General features: G+C 58.0%; 18 protein-coding genes and 5 pseudogenes. 9 read left to right on the plus strand and 14 right to left on the minus strand.

Annotation, left to right across the window (positions count from 1 at the left end):
- Positions 1–159: 159 nt before the first annotated feature.
- The 5 genes and pseudogenes from N2602_RS33265 to N2602_RS33285 all read left to right on the plus strand — a co-directional run.
- Positions 160–541, plus strand: a pseudogene (locus tag N2602_RS33265) (transposase); the annotation flags it as partial.
- A gap of 74 nt (positions 542–615) precedes the next feature.
- Positions 616–1,379, plus strand: a protein-coding gene (locus tag N2602_RS33270; RefSeq protein WP_260380767.1) for an IS5 family transposase whose coding sequence is annotated in 2 segments (ribosomal slippage) — positions 616–927 and positions 930–1,379 — 762 coding nt in all. Because the reading frame shifts where the segments join, the coding sequence is not laid out codon by codon here.
- A gap of 50 nt (positions 1,380–1,429) precedes the next feature.
- Positions 1,430–1,738: a hypothetical protein gene (locus tag N2602_RS33275; RefSeq protein WP_260380768.1), complete on the plus strand. Its 309-nt coding sequence runs from the start codon at positions 1,430–1,432 to the stop codon at positions 1,736–1,738.
- A complete protein-coding gene (locus N2602_RS33280) occupies positions 1,735–1,884 on the plus strand; it encodes a transposase (RefSeq protein WP_260380769.1) in 150 nt (49 codons plus the stop codon). Before N2602_RS33275 ends, N2602_RS33280 begins: the two co-directional genes overlap by 4 nt.
- Positions 1,842–2,024 carry a hypothetical protein gene (locus tag N2602_RS33285; RefSeq protein WP_260383836.1) on the plus strand — a complete coding sequence of 61 codons (183 nt, stop codon included), beginning with the start codon at positions 1,842–1,844 and terminating at the stop codon, positions 2,022–2,024. Before N2602_RS33280 ends, N2602_RS33285 begins: the two co-directional genes overlap by 43 nt.
- A gap of 89 nt (positions 2,025–2,113) precedes the next feature.
- Here the strand turns inward: N2602_RS33285 and N2602_RS33290 are convergent.
- The 6 genes and pseudogenes from N2602_RS33290 to N2602_RS39085 all read right to left on the minus strand — a co-directional run bounded on the left by N2602_RS33290 (position 2,114) and on the right by N2602_RS39085 (position 9,619).
- Positions 2,114–3,299, minus strand: a pseudogene (locus tag N2602_RS33290) (IS3 family transposase).
- A 346-nt stretch (positions 3,300–3,645) separates the two neighbouring features.
- Entirely contained in the window at positions 3,646–5,415 is a 1,770-nt protein-coding gene (locus tag N2602_RS33295) for an ABC transporter ATP-binding protein (RefSeq protein ID WP_247355064.1), read from the minus strand.
- Positions 5,415–6,335, minus strand: a complete 921-nt coding sequence (locus N2602_RS33300; RefSeq protein WP_260380770.1) for an ABC transporter permease — start codon at positions 6,333–6,335, stop codon at positions 5,415–5,417. Before N2602_RS33300 ends, N2602_RS33295 begins: the two co-directional genes overlap by 1 nt.
- Positions 6,332–7,312, minus strand: coding sequence for an ABC transporter permease (locus N2602_RS33305; RefSeq protein ID WP_260380771.1), 981 nt, complete (start codon positions 7,310–7,312; stop codon positions 6,332–6,334). Before N2602_RS33305 ends, N2602_RS33300 begins: the two co-directional genes overlap by 4 nt.
- Positions 7,309–8,925 carry an ABC transporter substrate-binding protein gene (locus N2602_RS33310; protein WP_260380772.1) on the minus strand — a complete coding sequence of 539 codons (1,617 nt, stop codon included), beginning with the start codon at positions 8,923–8,925 and terminating at the stop codon, positions 7,309–7,311. The genes N2602_RS33305 and N2602_RS33310 overlap by 4 nt, the downstream gene beginning before the upstream one ends.
- 244 nt (positions 8,926–9,169) lie before the next feature.
- A complete protein-coding gene (locus N2602_RS39085) occupies positions 9,170–9,619 on the minus strand; it encodes a hypothetical protein (RefSeq protein WP_409241864.1) in 450 nt (149 codons plus the stop codon).
- On the opposite strand from N2602_RS39085, the pseudogene N2602_RS33320 reads away from it, so the two are divergent.
- Positions 9,521–9,900, plus strand: a pseudogene (locus N2602_RS33320) (ISNCY family transposase); the annotation flags it as partial. The gene N2602_RS39085 and the pseudogene N2602_RS33320 overlap by 99 nt on opposite strands.
- Before the next feature lie 27 nt (positions 9,901–9,927).
- Here N2602_RS33320 and N2602_RS33325 read toward each other — a convergent pair.
- The 4 genes from N2602_RS33325 to tnpA form a co-directional block, all read right to left on the minus strand.
- Positions 9,928–10,167, minus strand: coding sequence for a hypothetical protein (locus tag N2602_RS33325; RefSeq protein WP_260380773.1), 240 nt, complete (start codon positions 10,165–10,167; stop codon positions 9,928–9,930).
- On the minus strand, positions 10,164–11,813 hold the full coding sequence (gene tnpC / locus N2602_RS33330; protein WP_260380774.1) for an IS66 family transposase: 1,650 nt from the start codon (positions 11,811–11,813) through the stop codon (positions 10,164–10,166). Before tnpC ends, N2602_RS33325 begins: the two co-directional genes overlap by 4 nt.
- Positions 11,814–11,876: 63 nt before the next feature.
- Positions 11,877–12,230: an IS66 family insertion sequence element accessory protein TnpB gene (gene tnpB / locus N2602_RS33335; protein ID WP_260380775.1), complete on the minus strand. Its 354-nt coding sequence runs from the start codon at positions 12,228–12,230 to the stop codon at positions 11,877–11,879.
- Complete coding sequence (gene tnpA / locus N2602_RS33340; protein WP_260380776.1) at positions 12,227–12,649, minus strand: IS66-like element accessory protein TnpA; 423 nt, start codon at positions 12,647–12,649, stop codon at positions 12,227–12,229. The genes tnpB and tnpA overlap by 4 nt, the downstream gene beginning before the upstream one ends.
- Positions 12,650–12,719: 70 nt before the next feature.
- Between tnpA and N2602_RS33345 the strand changes: the two are divergent.
- The 3 genes and pseudogenes from N2602_RS33345 to N2602_RS33355 form a co-directional block, all read left to right on the plus strand.
- Positions 12,720–13,129: pseudogene (locus N2602_RS33345) on the plus strand (ISNCY family transposase); the annotation flags it as partial.
- A 213-nt stretch (positions 13,130–13,342) separates the two neighbouring features.
- Positions 13,343–13,495, plus strand: a pseudogene (locus tag N2602_RS33350) (transposase); the annotation flags it as partial.
- Entirely contained in the window at positions 13,462–14,529 is a 1,068-nt protein-coding gene (locus N2602_RS33355) for an IS3 family transposase (protein ID WP_260380731.1), read from the plus strand. The pseudogene N2602_RS33350 and the gene N2602_RS33355, both read left to right, overlap by 34 nt.
- Positions 14,530–15,092: 563 nt before the next feature.
- Here the strand turns inward: N2602_RS33355 and N2602_RS33360 are convergent.
- The 4 genes from N2602_RS33360 to N2602_RS33375 form a co-directional block, all read right to left on the minus strand.
- The gene (locus N2602_RS33360; RefSeq protein ID WP_247355071.1) at positions 15,093–16,469 is read right to left on the minus strand and encodes an amidohydrolase family protein; all 1,377 of its coding nucleotides are present in this window, start codon (positions 16,467–16,469) and stop codon (positions 15,093–15,095) included.
- A 333-nt stretch (positions 16,470–16,802) separates the two neighbouring features.
- Positions 16,803–18,092 carry a CapA family protein gene (locus tag N2602_RS33365; protein WP_260380777.1) on the minus strand — a complete coding sequence of 430 codons (1,290 nt, stop codon included), beginning with the start codon at positions 18,090–18,092 and terminating at the stop codon, positions 16,803–16,805.
- Positions 18,093–18,314: 222 nt separating this feature from the next.
- Positions 18,315–19,715, minus strand: a complete 1,401-nt coding sequence (locus N2602_RS33370) for an aminotransferase (protein ID WP_247355073.1) — start codon at positions 19,713–19,715, stop codon at positions 18,315–18,317.
- A 9-nt stretch (positions 19,716–19,724) separates the two neighbouring features.
- Positions 19,725–21,239, minus strand: a complete 1,515-nt coding sequence (locus tag N2602_RS33375) for an NAD-dependent succinate-semialdehyde dehydrogenase (protein ID WP_260380778.1) — start codon at positions 21,237–21,239, stop codon at positions 19,725–19,727.
- Positions 21,240–21,256 lie beyond the last annotated feature (17 nt).

Consider the following 21,256-nt stretch of genomic DNA (forward strand, 5'->3'; position numbering starts at 1 on the left):
GCCAGCTCCCGTCGCCCCCACCGCCCAACCGGGCAAATCCAATGGCCCGAGCGAACTCAGGACTGGATAAAACTTGATGTGGTGGAACGGCCCGCTCCAACAGCATCAAAGTGCTAGAACGTGGTCGTTGTTCGAACGCCACAAAGGAGGGACCGTTCCGTGAAACAGGTTAGCACCATCGGGTTAGATTTGGCCAAGCACGTTTTCCAGGTTCACGGCGCGGATGCGGAGGGCTCGCCCGTGTTCAACAGGAAATTGCGGCGCAGCGAGGTTCTGCGCTTCTTCGAGAAACTGCCTCCATGCCTGGTGGGGATGGAAGCCTGCGGTAGCGCCCACTATTGGGCGCGCGAGATCGCAGCTCTCGGTCATGAGGTGCGGCTCATTCCGCCGGCTTATGTCAAACCCTTCGTAAAGCGAGGCAAAACGGATGCGGCGGACGCAGAGGCCATCAGCGAGGACCCGCAAGACCATGCGCTTCGTCCCGATCAAGACGGCCGAGCAACAGGCTGCTGCGATGGTGCTGAAGACCCGCGCCCTTCTAGGTTGTGTACTCAAATTCGAGTAGCGGATCAGAGCGGACCATGATTCAAGCTACCGAACATCGGGGCTGGGATCATGCGATACGACCTGACGGATTTCGAGTGGAGTGTTATCGAACCCCTTCTCCCGAAGGACCGTCGAGGTCGCAAGCCAGGCAACAACCGCCGCGTTCTCAACGGCATCTTTTGGGTGCTGCGCGCAGGAGCGCCGTGGCGCGATCTGCCGGCGCGATACGGGCCTTATACGACCGCTTACAATCGCTTCAACCGCTGGCGCAAAGCCGGCATCCGGGACCGGCTGATGGATGCGGTCGTCAAGGCACATGATGGCAAGGTGCAGATGATCGACAGTTCGATCGTGCGGGTCCATCAGCATGCATCCGGGGTGAAAAAAAGAGTGGAGATCGTTGTGTGGGCCGAAGCCGAGGCGGCCTCACCACCAAAATCCACGCGCGCGTCGACGCGAAAGGCCGCCCGGTCCGCCTCATGATCACCCCCGGCGAGGCCCACGACGTGACGTGCGCCGAAGCCCTGCTCGACGGACTCGATGCGCGCGCCATTGTCATCGCCGACAAAGGTTACGATGTCGATCGTGTTCGTGCCCACATCCGTGATCAAGGCGCGACCCCCAACATTCCGAACAAATCCAACCGGAAGAAGAGGTTCCGGTGGAAGAAGGCCATCTACCGCGAGCGCAACCACGTTGAGCGCTTCTTCAATAAGCTAAAGCAGTTTCGACGCATCGCCACCCGTTACGACAAGCTCGGCGCGACGTTCTTCGCTTTCGTTCAACTCGCTTCGGTGCGAATTTGGCTTCAATCAATTGAGTCCACACCCTAGTGCGGCAGCGAACGCAGGCGGTCAACGCGTTGCGCGCGCATCTGGCCGAATTGGGCATCATCGCCACCGCTGGCCTGGCAAAGGTTGAGGTGCTGGTCGCAATCGTACGGGATGAGACAGATGCTCGCCTTCCCGCAGCAGCGCGCTTCGCGCTGAGTGCTATTGCCGACGAGATTGAAGCTTCAGCCGACCAGATCGAGAGGCTCGAGCGCGCAATAGTCCTGGAGACCAAGCACGACGAGGACATGCGTCGGTTGACCACGATCCCCGGCGTCGGCGCCATCACGGCGGCGACCATCAAGGCGCGGATCCCGGCGGGTTCAAGTCGGCTCGCCACTTTGCCGCCTGGCTGGGATTGACGCCGCGGCCTCATTCCAGCGGAGGCAAAGAGCGACTGGGAGGAATATCGAAGATGGCAAATGCGGAACTCCGCTCTCTGCTCGTTGTCCGGCGACGGCCGTCTTGCGGGTTGTCCGAACCGACGCTCGGGCGCGGCCGTGGCTGAAGGCGCTTCTCGCCAGACGGCCCTTCAAGGTTGCAGCGGTCGCGCAGGCCAACAAGACGGCGCGGATCATCTGGGCGCTTCTGAACAAGGGCGGGACTTACCGACGTCCCGACCCGCTGACTGCCGCGGCCGCCGTCTGATGGACGCAGTGACCGCCAAAGCGATCTGACCGGTGCAGGCCGGCAGAGGGCAAGGTGCAACAACAGCCGATTGACCTGCCACTGAACTTTCATCCGGCAGCGGTTAGAGTCTCGGGGGTTTGTACGGCGAGTGGCGCAGGTGGAGCAACGGGCGATCGGCGGAGCTGGTCGGGGTTGCGCAGCCGATCGCCCGTTGCGGTGAATGTGGCAGCGTAGGCCGCCGGGGTGAGGTATTTCAGCGAAGAATGCGGGCGGTCGCTGTTGTAGTCAGCAACCCACGTCGCAATCTTTGTCCTGGCGTCGTCGAGATCGAAGAACAGGGTCTCGTTGAGAAGTTCATCGCGCATCCGCCCGTTGAAGCTCTCGACGAAAGCATTCTGGATGGGCTTGCCGGGCGCGATAAAGTGCCAGTCGATGCCGGTGTCCTTGCACCAGGCCAGCATGGCGTTGCAGGTGAACTCGGTGCCATTGTCGGAGATAATCGAGCCTGGCTTGCCGCGCCGCTCGACGATCATCGTCAGTTCCCGAGCCACCCGCCGTCCGGAGATCGACGTGTCCGGGATCGCACCCAGGCATTCCTTGGTGACGTCGTCGACGATGTTGAGGACGCGGAAGCGCCGTCCATTGGCGAACTGATCGTAGACGAAGTCTAGGGACCAGCGTGCGTTCGGCTTGGCTTCCACCAGGACGGCGCCCGGGTGCCTGTCGCTTTGCGGCGGGCCCGACGCTTGCGGACGGTGAGCCCTTCCTCCCGATAAAGCCGGTGGATCCGGTTTATGCCCGAAGGCTCGCCCTCCCGCCGCAGCAGAACGAACAGCCGGCGATAGCCGAACCGGCGGCGTCGGTTGGCCAGTTCGCGTAGCCGGGCGCGAAGCTCGGTGTCCGGCGGCCGGCAGGAGCGGTAGCGGATCATCTTCCGGTCCGCGCCCACAATCGAACAGGCCCGCCGCTCCGACAGGCCCATCTTGGCCTCCAGATGCGCCACTGCAGCGCGTTTGGCGGCGGGCCCTACCATTTTTTTGAAAGAAGCTCGCGTAGCGCAGCCGCATCCAGCATCTGCTCGGCCAGCAGCTTCTTCAGCTTCGCGTTGTCATCTTCCAGCGCCTTCAGCCGTCTGGCCTCGGAGACATCCATGCCGCCGAACCTGGCCTTCCAGTTGTAGATCGTCGCTTCCGATATCCCGTGCTTGCGAGCCAGGTCGGCGGTCTTCGCCCTGGCCTCATGCTCCTTCAACACGCCGATAATCTGCTCTTCCGTGAACCTTGCTCGCTTCATCCGTCCGTCCTTCTTCGGGGCGGACTCTAACTCCTTCTGGAGGAAATACTCAGTGGCAGGTCACGATGAACCCATGGGACGACATCCCGAAACGAGTGAAGCTACTGCCCCCAATGCGCTCAAACGCGTAAACTTGATTTAGCTCCTCGTTCCGCGGATCTCATCGAGGCCAGCGGCCATGTGCCGCGCGCAAAGGCCGGACATATGACCGCACCGTTCCAATGTGTGAAATCGACTGAAAAAGCTCTTGCCACGCGGGCCGTTCCACATATGGGGGCAAGATCACAGTCGATAGCGCTTCCTATTGCGGATCGATGAAACATGCCAAATCGGCATGCCCGACAGATCACTGAACACGTGATTCTTCGACACTACCCGACAGACTGAGATGAGGCCGCCCCCAGCTCGGCGATACACCCCGGGGGCGGTGCATGTTCGGTATCATGGACAAGAGCGAGGCGGTGTAAGGGTGCTTCGGCGCTTTAAACAGCTCTTCCGTCTCGCTACTCTCGCAAACTTGGCCATTTTGTAGAACTGTAACTCTGTCGCAAATCTGGCGGACCACAGGAAGATCGTGGCTGATGAATAGCATTGTCAGCGAGAGCTTCTCTTGAAGGTCCTTCAGAAGATTTAGGATCTGCGCCTGGATAGAAACGTCGAGTGCCGAGGTAGGTTCATCGCAGATCAAAAACCGCGGGCGGCTCGCCAACGTTCGTGCGATTGAAATACGTTGTCGCTGACCGCCCGAGAAGGCATGCGGATAGCGGCGGGCGGCACTTGGTTCCAGACCAACCGCGTTGAGCAGCTCTAACATTATCGGTTCGGCCTGTCGCCTATTCTTTGCGAGCCCAAAGTGAATCATGGGCTCGATGATAATCTCTCCAACGCGCATCTGTGAGTTCAAAGACGAATAAGGGTCCTGGAATACCATCTGGGTCTGACGGCGGATATGTTGGCGGGCTTCGAAGCTCGCCGCATAGACATCTTTCCCATCAAACATTAGCTGGCCGCTGCTTGGGGGCGCCAAGCCAGCGACGATCCTCGCGATCGTGCTTTTCCCGGAGCCGGATTCGCCAACGAGACCCATGACTTCGCCATAGCGGATGTCCAGATTCACATCGTGCAGCGCCTTAAAGACCTCCCGAGTGAAGCCGCCAAACATCCGCGTCGTTCCATAAACCCGCTCCACGCCGCGAAGCTCTACAAGTGCTTCTGGACGTGCAGAACTTCGCTGCGTGTCCTCTTCTAGCAGCCACTGCATCGCGGAATCGATATTTCGACCAGCACCAGCCACAGGGAAGCGATTTAGTTTAACGTCACCGGGCGGCACAACCGAAATCAAGGCCTGACTGTATTCATGGCGTGGATGTCCAAGAACAGCCGAAGTGTCATTGAGCTCGACGATTTCCCCGGACCTCATCACCGCGACTCGGTCAGTGACCTGGGAAATCACTCCCATGTTGTGGGTGATGAGCATCACAGCCACTTGACGTTCGCGAGCCAAGTCCTGGATCAGCTTCAAGATCTGTGCTTGGACCGTCACGTCAAGCGCTGTCGTCGGCTCATCCGCAATAATGAGCTCGGGTTGTGAGCAGAGGGCAAGCGCAATGACCGCGCGCTGTCGCATGCCGCCGGAGAATTCGTGCGGCCAGTTCTTGACCCGTTGCGCAGGCTCAGGAATTCCCACCGCTTCCAATTGACGCACCGCTTCCGCTCGTGCCTCAGCCCGCGACAAAGCGCGATGGACTCGGATAGTATCGACCAGTTGTCTCTCAATGGTGAAGAGCGGATTTAAGCTGGTTAATGGATCTTGGAAAATGGTCGAGATGCGTTTTCCGCGTAACGCCCGCATAGCGTTAATATCGCGCGCATCGATGATGTCACCGGAAAGCCGCACTTCGCCCGCACTAATACGGCCGGGAGCTTGTAGTAAGCCCGTGATGGCGGCTCCGACGGTCGATTTACCCGCGCCTGACTCGCCGACAATGCCAAGTATTTCACCAGGCGCAATCTCGAGGCTGACATTACGGACAGCGTGGAACGTGCCATGGCGGCTTGCAAAGTCGACGGAAAGTCCGCGAATGGAAAGAACGGGAGGCCGGGCAGTTGCCGTCATCAGATGCCCCTCGAATTAATCACATCTCGCAACCAATCGCCCAGGACGTTAATGGCGAGCGCGAGTGCAAGGAGAGTGACGGCAGGAAACACCAGGACCCACCACTGGCCAGCAAACAGAAAATCTTGGCCGCTGCGGATCAACGTCCCTAGAGATGGTTGAGTAGCAGGCAGACCAGCGCCAAGATAGGAGAGTGTAGCTTCCGTAATAATGGAGAGGGCAAGTGAAATCGTTGCAATAACAAGGATTGGACGACGTACGTTTGGTAGAATGTGCCGTACCAGCACTGTCCGGGTCGGAAGCCCCATCATGAAAGCTGCCTGCACATATTCGCGCTGTTTCTCCACCATCACGGCGCCACGCACAGTGCGGGCATATGTCACCCACCCAGAAAATCCAATCGCCAATATTACCATGTAAACAGCAAGCGCGTCGCGTGCGCCCGGTGGCAGTAGTGACCGCGTTAAGCCCGAAATAAGTAGCGCAATGAAAATGGCAGGGATGGACAATTGAATGTCTGCTATGCGCATGATTACTGCGTCAATGTTCCCCCCGAAATAACCGGAGATCAGTCCTAAGCAGACGCCGATCGACATCGAGACCAAAACCGAGGCAAGCCCGACTAGGAGGGAAACCCGCGTTCCATAGAGCGTTGCTGAAAGCACGTCGCGGCCCTGGTCGTCTGAGCCGAAAGCGTAGAAATGGTTCGTGAACTCGTTGACACTCCACGCCGGTGTATTTGACGAGAGCAGGTCGAAGCTGCTGGCATCGAGAGTGTTTTGCGGCGCCCATAAAGGAGCGCCTACCGCCGCGGCAGTGAGGACTAGCAGGACTAGCGTAGAGAAAACCGCTCCCGGGGAGCGAATGTAGGAGTGGCCGACATCAGAATCAAACAACGCCGCAAACCTGTCGATTGTCATCTGATTGCTCCTCCCGTGCTGCGGAGACGAGGATCCAGAAGGTAGTAGATGCAATCCACGACCGTGTTGATGGTGACGAAAATGACCGACACGATAAGAAGGTATGTGGCCATGATTGGGACGTCGGAAAATCTGATCGAATTAATGAAGAGTAGCCCAACGCCTGGCCATTGGAATACGGTCTCAGTAACAACGGCGAATGCGATAATGGATCCCAACTGCAAACCTGCGACTGTGACGACGGGCACCATCGTGTTCTTCAGTGCATAAGAGAAATAGATCAGCCGATCTGGCAGTCCCCGCGCTCTTGCGAACCGGATGTAATCGGAATGCATGACCTCAAGCATTTCCGTGCGAACTAAACGCAGGATTAGCGTGAGTTGATAGGTCGCCAGCGAAATCGCAGGAAGAATGATGGCCTGCCAGCCAGTCTTAGTCAGCAAACCGGTCGTCCACCAGCCGATCTTCACCGTCTCGCCACGCCCAAAGGATGGCAGCCATCCCAGTTTGACCGCGAACACGTAGATGAGGCCGATGCCGATCAAGAAGTTGGGCATCGATACTGCGATCAGCGAACCCGTCATACTAAAACTCGATAGTATAGAACGCGGTCGCAATGCTGTCATGACGCCAAGCGCGACGCCCACGACCATTGCAAAGATGAACGATAACATTGCTAGTTCCAGAGTCGCAGGCAGCCGCTCGAGGATCAAATCCAGCACGGGCCTTCCAACGCGAGTGGAAGTGCCGAGGTCTCCATGGAGGGCCGAACGAATAAACAGCACGAACTGGATGTAAAAGGGGCGGTCGAACCCAAGTTCGGCCGCCAGCCGAGCACGGTCCTGCGTAGTGGCCTCCGGTCCCAACATATTCTGAAGCGGATCGCCGATAAAGTGAAAGGCGGCGAATGATAGAAACGCCGTGATCAGCATCACCGGGAGCACGGACACTAGTCTGCGCAGAAAAAAGCCTGTCACTTGTTTACCTTGATGGTTTTCACGGCGATCTGATTACCAACGTTGGGCGTGATGTGAATCGTCTTCAGCGACGCACGGGCCAACATTTGCGCGTGAATCGGAACATAGCGACATTCGTCCTGAACGACCTTCCAAATTTCGGCGATTGTGGCCTTGCGCTTCTGAGGATCGGCTTCTGATCGGAGTGATTCAATTTTGGCATCAATCTCCGGGTTCTTGTAATTCGTTGCCGCCCAAGCGCCGCGAGAGTGGACGAGATTATCGAAGATCAATTGAGAATTGAATGAGCCCCACGTCATTAGGTAGAAGTCCGTCTTCCGATTGAGAACTAGGGGCCAGACAACGGCACTGGGTTGGACATCGAGATGCACCGTGATGCCGATCTTGGCTAGCATTGCCACTACGGCTTGACAGATGCGCTCATCGTTCACCGCGCCGTCATTTGGGCAGTTCAGAGTAACCGAAAATCCACCGGGGTACCCCGCCTCGGCTATAAGCTGCTTGGCTCGGTCGATATCGAGTTTTGGAAACTTACCCAATTCTTCCGTATAGCCGTCGGCGATCGGAGAAATGATTGTGCCGAGCGGAACCGACTCACCTCGCATGATTGCCGACTTGATCGCTTTGCGATCAATGGACATGTTCATTGCTTGGCGGACCCGCTTGTCGGCAAAGGGATTCCCCTTTGCTTCGCCGCTGGTAAGCTTATCCGCACCCACGTTGACGCCCAAGAAAACCGTGCGGATCTCTGGACCTCGCACCACCCGAAGGTTTTCGTTCTGCTCCAACCGCGTAATGTCTTGGGGAGGCACGTCTTGGAGGAAGTTAACTTCTCCGCTTATCAATGCGGACACCCGTGTCGCGGCCGACTGGACGGGAGTATAGATGATCCGATCAATATCCAATGGGAACTGGCCGATACCCCAATATTTATCGTAAGCTTGCAGTTCCGTACGCCGATCCGACTCGCGACTCACGAGGCGATAGGCGCCCGTGCCGTTCTCATGGCGCGCCGCATAGTTTTCTTTGCCGCCCTTAAAGTCCTGCGGGACAGCGGATTCATTCTTCTCGGCCCACGCCCTGTTCATGATAAAGATGCTTGTTAAGTTTTCGGGCAGAAGCGGGCTGGGACCCTTGGTCTTGACCTGCACGGTGTAATCGTCCTTTGCAATGGCTTCCTCAACCACTGCTGCATTCAGATAGGTGCGCACGTTCGAAGTGGGCGCCATAGCTCGCTGGATCGTAAATACAACGTCGTCCGCCTTGAAGGGCGCGCCATCGTGGAAAGTGACGTTCCGGCGAAGCTTGAACTCCCAAATGTCGGAATGATCAGGAAGCATCCGCCATTCGGTCGCTAGCACTCCGATCAGCTTTCCATCGTCGGTACGCTCCACAAGGCCCTCATACATCTGCCGATTGAACGCAAATGTAACGTTCTCGTTATAGGCGTGAGGGTCGAGGGTTTGAACGTCCAAGCTCCGGGCCCATTTCAGCGTTTCCGCGCCAACGGGAGAGGCGATCGCGAGTAGTGCCGCCACGCTTGCGATGATAGCAGGACGCACGTTTAGATGACTTGTCATGTTACGGTAAGAGCGCGCAATAGAATTTGGCATTTGAACTATTCCTCTCCCTTGTTAGAATTGTTGATTCCGCCAAGACCCTCTAGGCTGTTGTCCGACGGGCGTTAGTAACTTTGCTGCAGTTTGCTGACCCAGGGCCGCCTTTGCCGGCAAATCCGGGGCGTCCCTTGCAGAAATTGCGCAGTTTTACGGCAATTGCGCCGGATGACGACGATTCATTTCGAAGAAGTCTTTGGAGACGTTTGCCGCCTGCCCACTTTCGTCTCTCAACAAGAACTCACCGCTCCAAGAGACGGCGCAACAAATCAACAACCGCGCGTGAAATTTGAACGGACGGTTCTCGCCTCCGGCCTGATGCCAGGCTGGGGACCGCGCTATGCCGGCCGGGAAGCCGGTGATTGTCGAGGCAGATGGACAGCTCCTCGGACAATTCGCTCTCGCAGCCGCGCTCGTGGGCGAGGCCAAGAAGCTCGACCATGATGCGGCAGGCCTGGCGCTCGGGCAGACGCTCGACGAGGAGATCGAAAGTCCGCCGGTAGGCCTCCCGCAGGAAGAGCCGATCGCGATAGACCAGATTGATCAACGCATCGGCTTCCTTCTGATGACGTGCCTCTCGGCATAACTGCGATTCCATCGCAAGAATGCGATGCGGCTTCTTCGAGGTCAGGGAGACGCACGCCCCGGCCGGCGGGCGCGGCACCGGGTCTATAATGAGGCAGAACACCACGCGCTCGTGCTCCTTTGGGAGGCGTCAGACCGGATCTGCAGGAAGCGGCTGAAGGCGTTAATGCCCGCGCTAAGCCCGCGCTAATTGGGGCAATGGAATGGCAAGGCCACCTCGACCTTGTCACCGAGATCCGCGACAAACTGTTGGCAATGAGCGCTGCGACGATCGACTGCGCATTGGGGCGGGACCGAGAAGAATTAGGTCGCAAGCTCTGACGGCACGCGACGCACTCGTTGCGTCGCAGTATTTCAATACGGACGTCGACAGATTGGAACGATCCGGGTATCCGTTCGGCGTAGGCCGCAGCGTCACCGCCTGAGCAGTTCAGGGTGTTCTTTGTAGAACTTGATGAGCTCGATCAGATTATCGATGCCGAAGTCGGTGAACGCCTGGACGCCGTCTTCTCCGACGCCATAGACCCAGATGAGGCCATCCTCGATCTCCATCTCGTTGGCGATGTCGCACAGCCAATCCTCATCTTCGCCGAGGTCTTTGGCGATTTTTGCGAGGGTGGTGACGTGATGGACCTTGTTGACGTGCGTGCTCATGCTGCTTGAGCGGAGAGCGTTGATGCCAGCGTCCAATTCCAGGGCAGAAGCTCGTCCAGGCGATGAGCCGGGTGGGTTGCGATGCGGGCAAGGACATCGGCCAGCCACACCTGCGGATCGATGCCGTTCATTTTTGCCGTGACGATCAGGCTGTACATGGCCGCCGCACGCCGTCCGCCGCGATCGGAGCCGCAGAACAGCCAGGACTTTCGGCCAAGAGCAATGCCCCTCAGCCCTCGCTCGGCGGCATTGTTGGAGAGACATACGCGCCCGTCCTCGAGGAACAAGGTGAAGCTCGTCCAGCGCTTCAGGATATAGTTGAACGCCTTGGCCAGATCGTGTCCCCGAGACAGCTTGGCAAGCTGCTCCCGCATATAGACCTGGAGGTCCTCGACTAGGGGCTGGCTCAGCGTCTGCCGCACCTGAAGGCGCTCCTCGGCACTCTTGCCGTTGATGGATCGCTCGATCTCGAACAGTGCATCAATCCTCCGCACGACCTCGATCGCGATCGGAGAGAGCGGGATTTCCTTCTTGCCGGTGGCTTTGCGCCGGGCATTCTCTTCGATGTCGGCCATGGCAAAGAACGGGCGCCGTCCATGCGACCAGCAGGCAGCCTCCCGGACTGGGCCTGGCTGGCGTCCCGCCAGATAGAGCTGGTTGTACCCGTCATAGGCGTCGGCCTGCAGGATGCCGGCATACCCCGCCAGATGCCCCTGAGGATGCTCGCCCTTTCGGTCGCGTGAGTAATAGAACATCGCCGCCGGCGGGTCCGTGCCTCCAAACGGCCGGTCGTCCCGGACGTAGATCCAGCATCGTCCCGTATCGGTTTTGCCCTTGGCCAGCACCGGCACGGTCGTATCGTCGGCATGAAGGCGCTCGGCCCTCATAACATGGGCTTCCAGCAGGCGCAGCAGGGGATCCAGCGAGGCACAGACTGCGCCTACGGCATCTGCCATGGTCGACAGTGCGATCGGCACGCCTTCCAGCACGTAGCGCTCGGCCTGGCGGTTCAAGGGCTGATGCTGACCGAACTTCTCGAACATGATCATGGCCAGGAGGCTCGGGCCAGCCCATCCCCGGGGGACGGCATAGAACGGTGCCGGCGCCTGGCTGATCTTCTCGCAGTCGCGACAGGAGAACTTCTCCCGGACCGTCTCGATCACCTTCCACTGGCGCGGTACCACTTCCAGCGTCAGCGTCACGTCCTCGCCGAGCTTGCGCAGGCGGCTACTGCCGCAACATTCACAAGCCGTAGGTCCATCGATTACCACCCGTTCCCGGGGAAGGTGCTCGGGGAAGGTCTGGCGCTCGGCACGCTTGCGGGTAAATCCCCGCACCGTCGTCGTCCTGGCCACCGCCCGTTCCGCCGCAAGCTCGTCCTCGGTGGCGTCGGCTTCCAGCTCCTCGAACGTCAGCGCCAACTGCTCGATCAGGCGCGACGAACGCTCCGACCGCTGGCCGTAGATTTGATGCCTTAGCTTGGCAATCTGCAGCTTCTGTTGCGCGATCAGCGCTTCATCTTCTGACGCTTTCGCGCGGGCGACCGCGAGTTCGGCGGCGATCTCGACGCCCTTCGCGCGCTCGACTGCCAGCGCCTTCTTCAGGGCGGCAAGCTCATCCGGAGCAGCGTCGCGGTCGGCATCCATGAGACGCAGTGAATCACAGATTGGACGCGATGGGACTCCCCAAAATGCAAAAAGCTGCGGATTCTACGCATAGCCCGCGCTTTGCGGCCGCCAGCTCAATTGCGGATTCCGCCAGTCGATCCCTTCCAGCATGTAGGCCATCTGCGCCGCCGAGATTGATACCGCGCCGTCGGACGCCGACGGCCAGATGAACTTGCCCCGATCCAGGCGCTTGGCGTAGAGCGACATGCCAAGCCCGTCATGCCAGAGGATCTTGACCAAATCGCCGCGGCGACCCCGGAAGATGTAGAGATCGCCAGCATGAGGATCGCGCTTCAGGCTCTCCTGAACCGCAAGCGCCAGGCTTTGCATTCCGCGGCGCATGTCGGTGTGGCGGGTGGCGATCCAGACCCTGACGTTGCTCGGGATCGGGATCATCGCCGTCTCAGAATCTCAAGAACCCGCTGCAGCGCCTCAACATCGACGTCGCGGTCAACGCGAACACGACAGCCGCCAAGCTCGATCTCGATAATACCGGCCCTTGCACGGTGCGCAGGCGGTGAAGACACCGGTTGTGGCGCGCCACTCGAGATCGGAGCCGCCGCAGACGTGATCTCAACCGGAATAAGCACCGGCGCAGCATCGCCGCTCAACTTGCCTTCGCGCGCCAACCGGCGCCACGTGAACAATTGGCTTGTCGACAGCCCGTTACGACGCGCAGTCACCGACACCAGACGCGACCCGCCATAGCTCTCGGTGACGATCCGCTGCTTTTCTTCCAATGTCCAACGGCGCCGTGCGCCCGTCGAAACGACTTCAAGTCGGGAAACCTTCGGCATAGGCATATGGTCAGTCATACGCCTATGTCTTCATCCTCCATCAAACCGCGCAAGGCGGTCTTCGCCGGAGCGATACCGATCCGGCGCCGGGTTCCTCGAAGCTGACTTTGTACCGCATAGCGGTCCATCGACGCGCGGCAGCTTCATCCAGACCCTTGCGATAACCGACGTTGCTACCGGCTGGACGGGTGCGCTCCTCTGATCGTGCGCGCGAGCAAGTGCTGTTGAGCACGGTGTTGACGGATTTGCGTAGACAATTGCCCTTTGCGCTGGTCGGCCTCGACACGGACAATGATACGGTGTTCATGAATGAGAGCTGAAAGCCTACTGCGATAACGCCAACATCGCCTTCACGCTTTGCCGGCTCTACCGGAAAAGCGACCAGGCGCTTGTCGAGCAGAAGAACGGCGCCATCGTACGTAGGATGGTCGGCTGTCGTCGGTTTGAAGCCTGGAAGCGGGCAAGCTGCTGGCGGGGCAAGGTCACGATCTACGGCTCAGTCGGCCACGCACTCGATGCCTTCACCACCGCGGAATGCGCCAACTACCTGAAAAGTTCAGGCTGTCGAACCTAATGCCATCTCGCTTTAGGTTAGCTCGGATGGATGTGATGCTGCACGCGATGCTGCGCGCCGAGCGAGGGGCTCGTTGACCTGCCACTGCGTATTTCCTCCAGAAGGAGTTAGAGTCCGGCCCGAAGAGGGACGGACAGATGAAGCGAGCAAGGTTCACGGAAGAGCAGATTATCGCGCTGTTGAAGGAGCATGAGGCCGGGGCGAAGACAGCCGACCTGGCTCGCAAGCACGGTGTTTCCGAGGCGACGATCTACAATTGGAAGGCCAGATTCGGCGGCATGGACGTTTCCGAGGCGAAGCGGCTGAGGGCCCTGGAGGAGGAGAACGCGAAGCTGAAGAAGCTTCTGGCCGAGCAGATGCTCGACGCGGCCGCCCTTCGCGAGCTGCTTTCAAAAAAATGGTAGGGCCCGCCGCCAAGCGCGCTGCGGTCGCGCATCTGCAGGCCGTCATGAGCCTGTCGGAACGGCGGGCCTGCTCGATCATCGGGGCGGATCGGAAGATGATCCGCTATCGCTCCAGCCGCCCGCCGGACGCAGTTCTGCGTGGCCGATTGCGCGATCTCGCCAGCGAGCGGCGACGTTTTGGCTACCGCCGGCTGTTCGTCCTGCTGCGGCGGGAGGGCGAGCCATCGGGGATCAACCGGATCTACCGGCTTTATCGCGAGGAAGGGCTCACCGTCCGCAAGCGGCGGGCTCGCCGCAAGGCCGTGGGGACCCGTGCCCCGATCCTGGTCGAGGCGAGGCCGAACGCGCGCTGGTCGCTGGACTTCGTCCACGACCAGTTCGCCAATGGCCGACGCTTTCGTATCCTCAACATCGTCGACGACGTCACCAAGGAATGCCTGGGCGCGATTCCGGAGACGTCGATCTCGGGTCGGCGCGTGGCCCGCGAACTGACGGCAATCGTCGAGCGACGCGGCAAGCCAGGAATGATCGTGTCCGACCATGGCACCGAGTTCACCTGCAACGCCATGCTCTCTTGGTGCAAGGACGCAGCCATCGATTGGCACTTCATCGCACCGGGAAAGCCGATGCAGAACGGCTTCGCCGAGAGTTTCAATGGCCGGATGCGCGACGAGTTGCTCAACGAGACCCTGTTTTTTGATCTCGATGACGCCCGCGCCAAGATCGCCAATTGGGTCGCCGACTACAATCTCCAGCGTCCTCACTCGTCGCTGAACTACCTCACCCCGGCAGCCTACGCCGCCCACCTCACCGCAACGGACGATCGGCTGCGCAACCCCGACCAGCTCCGCCGATCGTCCGTTGCTCCACCCGCGCCACTTGGCGTACAAAACCCCGAGACTCTAACTGCCGCTGGATGAAAATTCAGGGGCAGGTCAATTCCAGCAACCGTCGAAGCCTTGCGGCAGTTCTGGATGCCTATGCGCTTCAAGCGTGGCGCGTAGGCCGTCCGGGCCAAGTCCGTGGCCCTCTCGTACCGCTTACGTTCCATCACGCGTTGGGCGGCAAAGCCGATCATCTCGCGCAAGAGATCGGCATCACGGGTCTTCTCCACGAGCGTGCGCAGGTTCATCATGTCGTCGGTCATGGGTGGTTCCTCGGTTGCGTTGGCGTGTCGCAACCCGATCCTACCGGAGAACTTCCGGTGACCACCGCAAAGCCGCCCGCCCGCTACGGCGCTAGTTGAGGCGCGCGTCCGGGCGGCTTTGCTCTACCGAGCTACACCACCACCGGGGACACGCCCCCCCCCCAAGTCGGGCCGGCAACTCGCTTCGTTGGTACGTACACCCCAGCAGCCGGCAGACGGCGACTTCGGGGTGGTGCGATTGGATATCGCCCCGCGCATATCGCTGTGCTCCGCACGCAGCGGTCACATTGGGATACGTAGGTTGCGGTCCCTAAAGGATGAGGACAGCGTCGTTCGTCAATCGAGCTTATAAAGCGACCTGTTATTTTGATAAAGTATCTTCTTGGCGGCCTCGATTGCCTCATCACGGCTAAGACTTCCGCCGACGACATGTTCAGTGAGCGCTTGTGCCAAATATCGCTTACCCCACCGTCCAGAGAGCCAATAAAGCTCAGGAATATGATAAGCGTCGCTTGCGAACATTATTTTGGAAACAGGAACGACTTCTAGTACCTGCATGTATCGCTGGAACAAACTCTGGTGCACAAACGGCGTCATAATCGACAATTCAAAATAGCAGTTTGGATATAGATGACTGAGCCAAGCAGCCTTTCCTACTGATGGATACCCCGCATGTAGAGGAATTATTTTCGGCATGCGCATTACATCGTCGCGGTCGAAGCGGCAAACTTCCTCAAGAAAGAAGGGATCTTGATTTCGAAGTATGACTGATGGCGCCTCACCATCGCCGGTATGGATCTGCATCGGAATGTCCCGCTTCAGGCATTCCTCCAAAGCCAACGTGAAATTGTAACGGCGGAGGTCTTTCGATATATTGTAATGAGCCTCTCGATCTCTGGGCGGGATTTTATGAAACGATTCTCTAAGGCTCTTCCATGAATTCCGAGCCACTTCGCGATCGTAAAGCGGCCTGATAAGGCCGATAAATGGAAGAAGATAGGACTTCATTCCATAGGATTTCTTCCCATAGTTTCCTTCCCTCTCTCCGTCGAGCATTTCCATCATCCGAGTTACAAAGCGCTGTTCGTACTCTTCGAACGTAATGTCGAGAGGAAAGAGCTCTCTTTGGATCATCTCGATTCGGGCGAGCCGGTTGGTACGGCAAGGCAATATGGCGTCTTCAAACCGCGATATCTCTGCCGCTCCACAACCTTCAGCATATCCTGTGTCCAGCATAATATTTTCGTAATTTACGTCTCGGAAGAGGCTGTTGACGTAAGCCCAGTAATTCTTTCCGCGTTCATTCCTGGCCTCAATGACCGCTTCAAGTCTTGGTTCGCAGCTCAAAAATTGCGAAAGCTCCTTAACAAGGAACTTCATAAATACGCTTTCCGCGATATCGCGAGTGATACCAGTGACCTTGCTCTGAATATCAAATGTCTTGTTGAGGTCGTGCCTCGTTGCCTCGTCGCCATTTAGCCAGCGGTCATATACGCCCTGTGGAAAGTAATTTGCGATTGGATAACCAGCCAAGGATATGCGCTCTATGTAGCGCTGCGGAGTTGTTTGGGCATCCCGGTCGGTGATCAGGTGACAATGCGTGTCGTCTATCGGCAGGGCATTTACTGCCTCGAATACCTTTATGAACTGAGGATGCTGTCCAGCTAAAAACAGCGAGAGGTGATCGACGTGGGAATTGTTGCGGACGATCATGGCTTTCGTATCTCCGGTCCGTGGCTCTCTTTGGCCGCAGGGTCATTACTAGAAAACAGCTCAGAACCGCGGGCTTATCTACCGTCCCAGCAGTCTTGTAGGTTCCTTGCCATTGACGGCAAAGTCGTTGGCGGCTGACGGCAGATTGACATCATAGCGACTTCCACGAACGCGGTCGCTGCACCTCAACGCTCACCCCTGCCTAGCAGCGACCGGCGCAAACCAACAATTTTGGCCAGATCGAGGCCTGCCGCAGCGGCAATCGGCATTGCTGCGAGTTGTTTGGCCGATTAACAGCCCCAGCGTGCTGCGGCATTCTTGACGAGAAAGAGGTCAGGCAGATCGGCACGCATGGCCGGAAACCAAATCGACGTACTGCTCCATTTGCTTAATGTGAGACATCCCGTTATTGTCGCTGACTAGGTGCTCTCGCAGCTTTTCGATGCGCATCAACGTCTTTTCTCTCCGAAAGAAGATGTTTCGGAACACAGGTGTAGGCGTTACATTCTCGATGTAAGTACGGCTTGCGCCATCAATATCGCCTTTCGCCAAATCTAGATTCAGGACCATGCTTAGAATCAGATGAGGCGCCGTATACCAATCCCACGTCAAGCTCCCCAAGGAGTAAGCGATAACTGCAACTCGGTTTGAGTCTCTTTTCGTTCTATAATACTCGATTGGCTGAATCACGTGAGGATGATGCCCCAGAACTAAATCGACGCCGTCCTCCACCAACGCATGTGCCGCCTCAATCTGTCGATGCCGCGGGAAAAATTCAAATTCAAAACCCCAGTGGACCGATGCGATGATGAAATCGCAGCCGTTGTTCTTGCAATCCCTGATCTGTGACTTGAGCAGCTCCAAGTCGGTCGCCACATGCTTAGACATAAGCTTTGAAGTATGGACTCCATAACTGTTTCCATTCGGCAGCTGCCGTCCATTAAGACCAAAAGTGGACGAAACGAACCCAACTTTGACTCCATTCTTGGTAAGTAACCGACCTTTGCCGTACTCCTCGGCAGATCGAGGAACGCCGATGTCGAGGATCCCGTTGCGGGAGCAGAGAGTTTGGGTGGTCTCGAGAGCATCAACGCCCAAGTCGAGCGAATGATTGTTCGCTAGGTTAAGCACCGTAAATTGCTTGCCCTCATGCTGAGTCAGTGCCGAATATTGGTCGAATGAGCAACACATCATCGAAGAGCGGCCGTCCCCTATGGCCTCCTTAACCACGCTTTCTTCTGCCACGACAGATTCATAATTGGCGAAGGATATGTCTGCCTCAAAGACGATGTCCGCGATTCCGTCGAACAGTAGGTCCTTAGAGTGCTCCAGGCCGTTGGCCTGAATTAGGTCGCCGACCGCGCTGATGGTAACGGATTCACGTTTTTTAAATTGAGCCGGCAATTTCACGATGGACTTGTCATTGAGGAACAGCTCGTCGGAGACACTCTCCGAAGTCCGCGCAATTGGGTTCCCGCTCTTGTAGAACCAGTATGCCCGGTCAGTGCTATCCATCTCCGCTCCATCCGTGGCGGCCCCTTCAAGGGGACAGTCCCACCAACCAAAGAGCTTGGCCCTCTGAACGGCATTTAGCGTTTCTGGAGTAGCGCGCCAGATATCCATAGGGCTCTTCGGAAGTGGACGTGGCATAGCTCATGTCTCTTCATCTGATTGAATCATTCACCCATAGTTGGCGGATCCGCAGCTTTACTCAATACGTCAGAAGGCTGCTTATATCAAACGCGGCGCCGGCATCCTACAGGATCAAACGCCGTGTTCCCTATCGCGTCCCAGGGCCACTGTTGTTGATCGTGGATCAGCGACCAGCAGGAAAAACTTCCGCGCTCACGACACTCTCTGCTTATTTGCCAGTTCGTCCATCACCTGTTTGGTTGCTTGATAGGCCACGTCAACGATTTCGTCGATCTCCGCCTCGGAAACAACAAGAGGTGGTGCAAAGCCAAGAATGTCTCCATGCGGCATCGCTCGCGCAATAAGTCCCCGATCGCGGGCAGCCTTTGAGATGCGGGCACCGACCTTCAGCTCCGGATCGAATCGCCGCTTCGTCTGGCGATCGGCAACATACTCGATTGCGCCTAGCAGGCCCACGCCTCGAACTTCTCCGACGATTTCCAATTGTGCAAAGCGCTCCTTAAGGCGCTTTTGAAAGTGAGCGCCGACGGTTCGGGCGCGATCGCCTAGTCGCTCCTTCTCGACGATGTCGAGCACCGCATTGGCGGCTGCTGCCGCGATTGGATGACCGGAGTAAGTATAGCCATGTGAGAACGCTCCGACGCGATCGGCAGCTTCCTCCATGACCTTGTAAACTTTCTCGCCGACGATGGCTCCCGAGAGCGGCATGTACCCGGATGTTAGCCCTTTGGCGACTGTGACAAGATCTGGTTCGATCCCGTACAGCGTGCTCCCGAAGTCCGCGCCAGTTCGGCCAAAACCACAGATGACCTCATCCGCAATCAAGAGGACGTCGTACCGCCTTAGCACCGCCTGGATTTCACGCCAGTAGCCCGCAGGCGGCGGTGTGATACCACCTGTGCCGAGCACCGGCTCAGCAATGAAAGCACCAACCGTTTCTGGACCCTCTCGCACGATTAGCTGTTCGAGCTCCGCCGCTCGCCGGCGAGAAAAGTCCTCTTCCGTCTCGCCCGGTTCGGCGCCCCAATAGTGATGCGGCGTGCCGGTATGGAGAACGCCCGGGAAAGGCAGGTCCATGTAATCGTGATAGAATGACATACCGGTCATTGATCCGGAGATCACCGAGCAACCATGATACCCGCGCTCGCGTGAAATGATCTTCTTCTTCTTTGGCTGGCCGCGCAGATTATTGTAGTACCAGACGAGCTTTGCTTGTGTCTCGTTGGCATCCGATCCCGAGAGCCCGAAGAACACTTTGCTTGCCTTGCCAGGCGCCATGCGCACAAGTCGGTCCGACAGCGTAGCCAGCTCTTCGGTCGTGTGCGCTGCGTAAGTGTGATAGTACGCCAAGCTGTAGGCTTGGCGCGCAATGGCTTCGGCCACTTCGGTGCGACCGTAGCCGATGTTTACACAGTAAAGGCCAGCGAAGCCGTCGATATAACTGCGCCCCTCTGCGTCCTTGATATGAATCCCCTTTCCGCCAGTGACGATCGTCGGGTCACCAATCTTACCGGTGGCGAAGTCCTTGAGCTGGGTGAAAGGATGCAAAACACTTGAGCGATCCCGTTCAGCAACGGTCTTGATGTCCATCATGTCACTCTCCTATGCCGTCAGGTCGCCGAAGCAGACGTATTTCAGTTCCATAAATTCGGACAATCCGTGTCGCGACCCTTCGCGACCCAGCCCGGACTGTTTCCATCCCCCGAACGGAATGGGTGACCCAGTAAATGAAGCTGTATTGATACCGAGCATGCCGCACTCGATCCGCTCTGACAGTCGCATCGCTCGACGTAGATTGTCCGTGTAGACGTAGCCAGCGAGCCCCATTTCGCTAGCGTTTGCCCGAGCGATAACCTCTTCTTCGGAGTCGAAAGGAAGCACCGCTGCCACCGGCCCGAATGTTTCCTCGCGAGCGATAAGCATGTTTTCAGTGACTTCGCTAAGTAAGGTCGGACGAATAAAATTGGGACCTAAGCTCGCGCCCTGCTGCGGCGAGACAACACGCGCACCCTTCTTCACCGCATCGTCAATGTGTGACCTGCACTTCTCGGCGACTGACAACTTGGTCATTGGCCCGATATCTGTTGTAGGCTCCAGACCATGGCCCATTCTGAGCTGGGCTATCCCGGCGGCAAACTGTTCAACGAAGGCGCCATAAATGCTTCTTTGCACGTAGATGCGGTTAGCAGCCAAACAGTCCTGACCAGACGTAGCAAATTTTGCTGCCATCGCACCCTTGACGACCTTCTCAAGATCGGCGTCGTCAAACACAAGAAAGGGAGCATGGCCGCCCAGCTCTAGCGACACTTTCTTGACGCTCTCGGCTGCCCCCTCAAGAAGCAAACGGCCCACTTCCGTAGAACCCGTAAACGAAAGCGCCCGTATTCTCGTGTCGCTCAGCAGGGGCTTCGAAAGTTCGGTCGGGTTGCCGACGAGCACCTGAAACACACCCCGCGGAAGCCCAGCTTGCTCGGCCAGCCTGGCCAGCGCGAGCGCGGATAACGGCGTCTCGGCAGCAGGCTTCACAATGATTGGACATCCCGCGGCTAGGGCGGCACCCGCCTTCCGTGTAATCATCGCTACAGGAAAATTCCACGGGGTTATCGCCGCCGCGACACCTGCTGGCTGCATTCGTACGTGAAGCAGGCTTCCAGGCTTATGGCTTGGGATCGTTTCACCATACGCCCGTTCTCCCTCTGCTGCGAACCACTCAAGAAAGCCAGCACCGTATGCGATCTCCTGACGCGCCTCAGCAAGCGGCTTACCTTGCTCGCTCGTTACTATTATCGCAAGTTCCTCCTCGTGGTCGAGCATCAACGAGGCCCAGCTTTGGAGAAGCGCACCTCTCCTTGCGGGCAGTAATTCCCGCCACATAGGAAAAGACCGCTCGGCCGCAGCTATTGCCAGCTTCATCTCTGGGAGCCCACAACGAGCAACATCCGCGATCTCCTCGCCCGTGGCCGGATCGATCACTTGGTCCCGCTCGTCGCAGGACACCCACTGCCCGTCGACGAACGCCGCTCCAGACAGAAAATCACGACGGCGCAGGCTTTGCAGATACCTTCTAGCCAGACCGATCGAGTGCGGACGTTTGTGCCGGGTACCTTCAAACGTCATTGGGGGTCCCACACGGT

Origin of the sequence: Bradyrhizobium sp. NC92, from assembly GCF_025200865.1 — a bacterium.
Classification (GTDB): domain Bacteria; phylum Pseudomonadota; class Alphaproteobacteria; order Rhizobiales; family Xanthobacteraceae; genus Bradyrhizobium.

Bases quoted from the DNA above. Each gene is read 5' to 3' on its own strand.
- N2602_RS33295 (WP_247355064.1), bottom strand. From the start codon at position 5,415: ATGACGGCAACTGCCCGGCCTCCCGTTCTTTCCATTCGCGGACTTTCC.
- N2602_RS33300 (WP_260380770.1), bottom strand. From the start codon at position 6,335: ATGACAATCGACAGGTTTGCGGCGTTGTTTGATTCTGATGTCGGCCAC.
- N2602_RS33310 (WP_260380772.1), bottom strand. From the start codon at position 8,925: ATGCCAAATTCTATTGCGCGCTCTTACCGTAACATGACAAGTCATCTA.
- N2602_RS33325 (WP_260380773.1), bottom strand. From the start codon at position 10,167: ATGAGCACGCACGTCAACAAGGTCCATCACGTCACCACCCTCGCAAAA.
- tnpC (WP_260380774.1), bottom strand. From the start codon at position 11,813: ATGGATGCCGACCGCGACGCTGCTCCGGATGAGCTTGCCGCCCTGAAG.
- tnpB (WP_260380775.1), bottom strand. From the start codon at position 12,230: ATGATCCCGATCCCGAGCAACGTCAGGGTCTGGATCGCCACCCGCCAC.
- tnpA (WP_260380776.1), bottom strand. From the start codon at position 12,649: ATGACTGACCATATGCCTATGCCGAAGGTTTCCCGACTTGAAGTCGTT.
- N2602_RS33360 (WP_247355071.1), bottom strand. From the start codon at position 16,469: ATGATCGTCCGCAACAATTCCCACGTCGATCACCTCTCGCTGTTTTTA.
- N2602_RS33365 (WP_260380777.1), bottom strand. From the start codon at position 18,092: ATGGATATCTGGCGCGCTACTCCAGAAACGCTAAATGCCGTTCAGAGG.
- N2602_RS33370 (WP_247355073.1), bottom strand. From the start codon at position 19,715: ATGATGGACATCAAGACCGTTGCTGAACGGGATCGCTCAAGTGTTTTG.
- N2602_RS33375 (WP_260380778.1), bottom strand. From the start codon at position 21,239: ATGACGTTTGAAGGTACCCGGCACAAACGTCCGCACTCGATCGGTCTG.